This window comes from Microcoleus sp. BM001215392, from assembly GCF_036700185.1.
Classification (GTDB): Bacteria; Cyanobacteriota; Cyanobacteriia; order Cyanobacteriales; family Microcoleaceae; genus Microcoleus.
In genome coordinates, this window is sequence record NZ_JAUBOJ010000500.1 from 1 (window position 1) to 4487 (window position 4487).

General features: G+C 43.8%; 5 protein-coding genes and 1 pseudogene. 4 read left to right on the plus strand and 2 right to left on the minus strand.

What is annotated here, in order from left to right; all coding sequences use genetic code 11:
• A partial coding sequence (locus QT974_RS31480) for an ATP-binding protein (RefSeq protein WP_333472304.1) occupies positions 1-1067 on the minus strand: 1067 nt, incomplete at its 3' end.
• A 162-nt stretch (positions 1068-1229) separates the two neighbouring features.
• On the opposite strand from QT974_RS31480, the gene QT974_RS31485 reads away from it, so the two are divergent.
• From QT974_RS31485 to QT974_RS31495, 3 genes are all read left to right on the plus strand, one after another.
• Positions 1230-1949 (plus strand): hypothetical protein, encoded by a 720-nt coding sequence (locus QT974_RS31485; RefSeq protein WP_333472305.1) that lies wholly within the window; start codon positions 1230-1232, stop codon positions 1947-1949.
• Between the two features lie 282 nt (positions 1950-2231).
• Positions 2232-2591: a hypothetical protein gene (locus QT974_RS31490; protein ID WP_194060967.1), complete on the plus strand. Its 360-nt coding sequence runs from the start codon at positions 2232-2234 to the stop codon at positions 2589-2591.
• A gap of 407 nt (positions 2592-2998) precedes the next feature.
• Entirely contained in the window at positions 2999-3520 is a 522-nt protein-coding gene (locus QT974_RS31495; RefSeq protein WP_333472306.1) for a hypothetical protein, read from the plus strand.
• A 108-nt stretch (positions 3521-3628) separates the two neighbouring features.
• Here QT974_RS31495 and QT974_RS31500 read toward each other — a convergent pair whose 3' ends face one another.
• Positions 3629-3862, minus strand: coding sequence for a hypothetical protein (locus QT974_RS31500; RefSeq protein WP_332949736.1), 234 nt, complete (start codon positions 3860-3862; stop codon positions 3629-3631).
• 225 nt (positions 3863-4087) lie between these two features.
• On the opposite strand from QT974_RS31500, the pseudogene QT974_RS31505 reads away from it, so the two are divergent.
• Positions 4088-4487, plus strand: a pseudogene (locus QT974_RS31505) (hypothetical protein); the annotation flags it as partial.

The following is a 4487-nucleotide window of genomic DNA, read 5'->3' on the forward strand; positions in this document are numbered from 1 at the left end:
GAACCTAGAATATTGCCCCAACTTGCTGCTAAAAGCGCATAACCTAGCTTCTTAGCAGCTAGCTTTGCACTCAAACTTTTGCCCGTCCCCGGCGGCCCCCACAGCAGCATTCCTTTGGGGGGTCTGAGGTGATATTTCTTGGCATCAGCTTCTGACAGCTTTACGACTTCGCTCAAATAAGCGTCTAATAAATCTAAACCGCCAGCATGAGGCACGTCTGGAGAAGCAATGAACTCCAACCCCTGGTCTCGAAGTTGCGATATTTTATGCTCTAATACCAACTGTGCGATTTGGACAACTGAAGTAGTGACAGAGAGCGATCGATCTAACACTAATTCAATTTCAGCCTGTGGCAGCCCTAGACTAGAAACAGCCAACCGTTTTTTAGCAGCTACCGCATCTGAACCAAAATCAAGGGAACAATTGCGATCGCAAAAATTATCCACAAGAACTTCGACTTCAAAGCGATCGGGTAACGGACATTTGAGTAGAGGAATTAATGGACTTAGCTTTGATGGCAGTTGGATGTACTCGCCCAAAAGTATCCAATATTGGTTGGCCCAACGCCCTTTCAGCTCGGCCCAACGCCCTTTCAGCTCAAAAAATGCGTTAGCTAATTGAGAATAACGGCGGACAAGAGGCTGTTCGCTACTGCCTGACTCCAAAATATCCTCTAACAAAAAGATACCGGGATAGTCATTTTCCAGCAGAAATTGCAGGACATCGCTTTCGACAGATAGCTCAGTTTTGCAGAGGACGCATTCACTATTATACATCTCTGAAAAAGCATCTGAAACGCTTGTCATGTTTGAGTCAAAACCTAAATTTGGGAGATGTTTATCGAAACACTGCACCTGTTGAAGAGTTGACTGCACCTGTTGAAGAGTTGACTGCACCTGTTGAAGAGTTGCATAGCCAGGATTCCAATAATAAACAGGTAAACAACACTCATTAGCGTACTGATGAAATGATGACAAGATTGTTTGGCGATCGGCACTGTAATATTCGAGGGCAATAATGGGAGTTTGAATAACTCTTAAGTTAGACCAGTTATTGAAAATTTTCATGCGTTATACACCACTACTTACAGGAGATTTAACATAAAATTTAACTAATGTAATTAAAATTTAACTTCCTGCTAATGAGCGAAATTCTCCCCCTCAACTGGAGGGGGTAATTGTGCCTAACGGCACTCATAAATTGATGTTATGTAAGTTAAATTGTCAATCATGGCCACAACTAAAAAACAAACAGCAGCCACTCCAAATCGCTCTCAGTCACCAGTGCCTGCTAAATCAAAACCGCCCGAAAAACAGAACAGTCAAACAGTCGGCAGTAACAATGGAGCTAAATCAAAACCTCAACCTAACCTCAGCTCCGAGCAACTTGCTGTCGAGCTAGTCAAACAGATTCGCAATACAATTCATAAGAAGTACGGTGTGACAATTCAGCGTCGCGATAGCCGTATTTCGACAAAGGTTGGCCACGCAATTCGCGAAAAACTGGGATTGGATATTCAAGCTCAGTTGAACAAGCGCAACGGCAATGGCAATGGTAAAAAGTTCGACTGGCAAGAGTGGAACAATACTGTGTTTCCTAAGCTAGTTGGCCGGCCCGATGAACTCAAGTATGATGTCGAAGTTGTTGCTTTAGCGATGAGCCAACTTTACGATACAATTGCTGACAATCCACAAGCTGCCATTGCCGATTTAATGGAGTTCAATGCTCAAAGCTTAAAGCGCCGCAACGAGTTAGCTAAATCCTCTGAAGAAGATACTGAAGAACTAGATGAGGATGACGATGACGATGATGAAGATGATGACATACTCGATGAAATTGATGAGGATGACGATGACGAGGAAGGCGATGAGGAAAGCGATGAGGATGACGATGAGGAGGATGATTTTAGTTTAGACGAAGACGAGGAATTTGAGGAAGACGACGAATAATCGCTAAAGTTTGATTAGAAAGCTCTGCTGAAAAAGCAGAGCATTTTTTGCCTCTATCGAGGCTTTTTCCACGAATTGCGATTCAGGGTAATGATTGTCGCCACCGTCCGAATTAGGGCGCTCTGGGAAGCATACCCAAAAAATTCACAATCAATGAAATCTTGGCATTGGTTGTGAATTTAATTTTACCCACCCACCCACCCCAGGAATTTTTTGAATTAATTCTAATTAGCGAACTGTCGTCGCTTTAGTTGTGAAGAAAAAACACAAGGAGTGTTAATCATGGCTAATCGCAAATCCGCTCCAACTCCGATGCAAAAGCAATTTGCAGAAACTCTTGAAGAACAGCGCTTCGAGATGTTTTTGCACGTTGCCCGCGAGTTAACGGGACGTGCCAAACAGCGACAGTTGCAGAAAGGTAAAGCTCTTGACTGGGAAGCGTTCAATACTTGGTTTAACAAGCAATATGAAGGCTACTCGGCTGACGAGATGCTTGAAGAAATCTTGAGCAACGTTTACTGGCTTTCATCTGAGCAAGCAGTGATTGACTTGCACTTCCGTTATATCGAATCGGCAGTCAAAGCTTCTCACAAGAAAAAGGCAACTGACGATAATGAAGAGATTGATGATTTTATCAAGTAATCAATGACGACCCCCGATTAAGGGGAAAAAATCCTGCTTTGAGCAGGATTTTTTTTACCCGCCCACCCACCGCATCGGTTCCGTTTGCGATATTTGCGATCGCATTCTCAGAAGGATTTAGTTAATAGCACTTATGGAGTAATAACTTAATTATGTCATTCTGAACCCTTGACGGAGTTTACCATCGAGCGTAGGAAAGCTTCCGCAAGTAATGCGAATAATCTCAAACCTTTGCAACACAGTTACAAACCGTAAGTTATGGTTAATTGGTTTTATCCGAGAATGTAGGTTGCTCAATAAGTCAGCGTAAAACCCTTTTGCAATAAATTAAATAACTGTTTTTGTTAAAAGGTTTTGATATTAAACGCGATCGCGTTTGAGAGATGTTCCACTTGCAAATTAGAATTATGTACGAACCTATTCAGCATTTTCTCACCCTCACCATTGAAACTGTGGTAATTTTTGGTTACGGTGGCTTAATTGTTCACTATATCGCTACGCTGTTAGCATCGAAGCGGATGAATCCTTCTGAAAAACTCTCAGCAGAAATTGCCCCAGATTTGGTGCCTCTTCTCAATGAAATTGCTTCCTTTCCTGCTGTTGCCGAATGTGCAGCAACTCCAGAACCCACAGAAGAACAGCGCCTCAGCTTTTCGCTACAAGTTAAAGCCGAATTTGCTTCTAATATTGAACTTGATACCGAAACCTTAAATCTACCCTTCATTCAAGTCGATAGCCTCACTCTTCGACAATGCCGCACCGTTATTCGAGCGCTCAATTCCACTCTCCCACGAAGTGAGCATATTCGCCTTAAACTCAACAAAAAAGATGTGCCAGCAGATTCGTTAAAATTTCAAATTAAGAAGCACTTTGAGCATCGACCGCAGCAAGTTGTCTCCCTAATTGAGCAAATTTTGAAAGCTAGTTAAAATGCTCGAAGAATCAACGACTAAATTAGTGTTCTTTTTCAAAAAAACTTCTGGTAACGAGTTGATAGAAAGTTTTTTTTATCTAACCTCCCTTTCCATATCTGGCGATTAGTTACTTTTTTCACCATTGCCAAGGGGAATCAGACCCCGGCCAATCTGTTCTATCAACTCGTTGAGACTCAATCCGCGTTCAATGGCGATCGCGCGAATTCCCTCCCATCCCACCGACGTTACCTGGATATTCCTTTGCTTCTTGGGTTCTTCATAGCGAGGTTGCCCGCCTGAGCGGTTGAGATTGGCTAACGAGTTGGGATGAGGCTGGATTCCTTTACTAGGTGGCATAGCGTCGATAACGTTTCCCTTTTTCAACTATTTTCGCATTTTCTTGACGGTTTTCGACAGTCGCTATGTTATCGTTGAATAATTAAACGAAAATTCAGCCCGCGCCTAGCCATAAGCTGGACAATCGCCAACCAACTGGGGCGGCGCAGCCTGACACCGGAATCTGTTAGTTACCTGCGGGGCACTTGGTACGAACTGATCAAGCAATCTCGCGGGGGCAAGCGTTTGGCAAACTGTCAAAATGACAGTTTGACAGATGAAACAGCGCGAGAACTGGGAGAACGGTTCAAAGCTTCCCCCAGAACGATTTACCGGGATGCCAAATTTACTCAAGCCGTAGATGCCCTCAGTTCTATTGGAGGAGACGAAGTGAAGTGGAAAATACTGACCCGCTCTGCTGGGCTGACAAAGAAGGAAGTTCTTGCTTTGGCCAATGATGCTCGCAGTCGTCCGGCTCAAGTTGCCAAAACTTTACAGGGGCGGTGCCCTTCGGTAAAGCCTGAAGATAAACCTGCCATCGCTCACCACCTGATGCTTAAAATGGGTGCCTTAGTAGAAGTATACGCGCCCGATCGCGAAGATGTTAACGGCAGGTTAGGCCGCATTCAGTCAGTCGGGGAGAAAA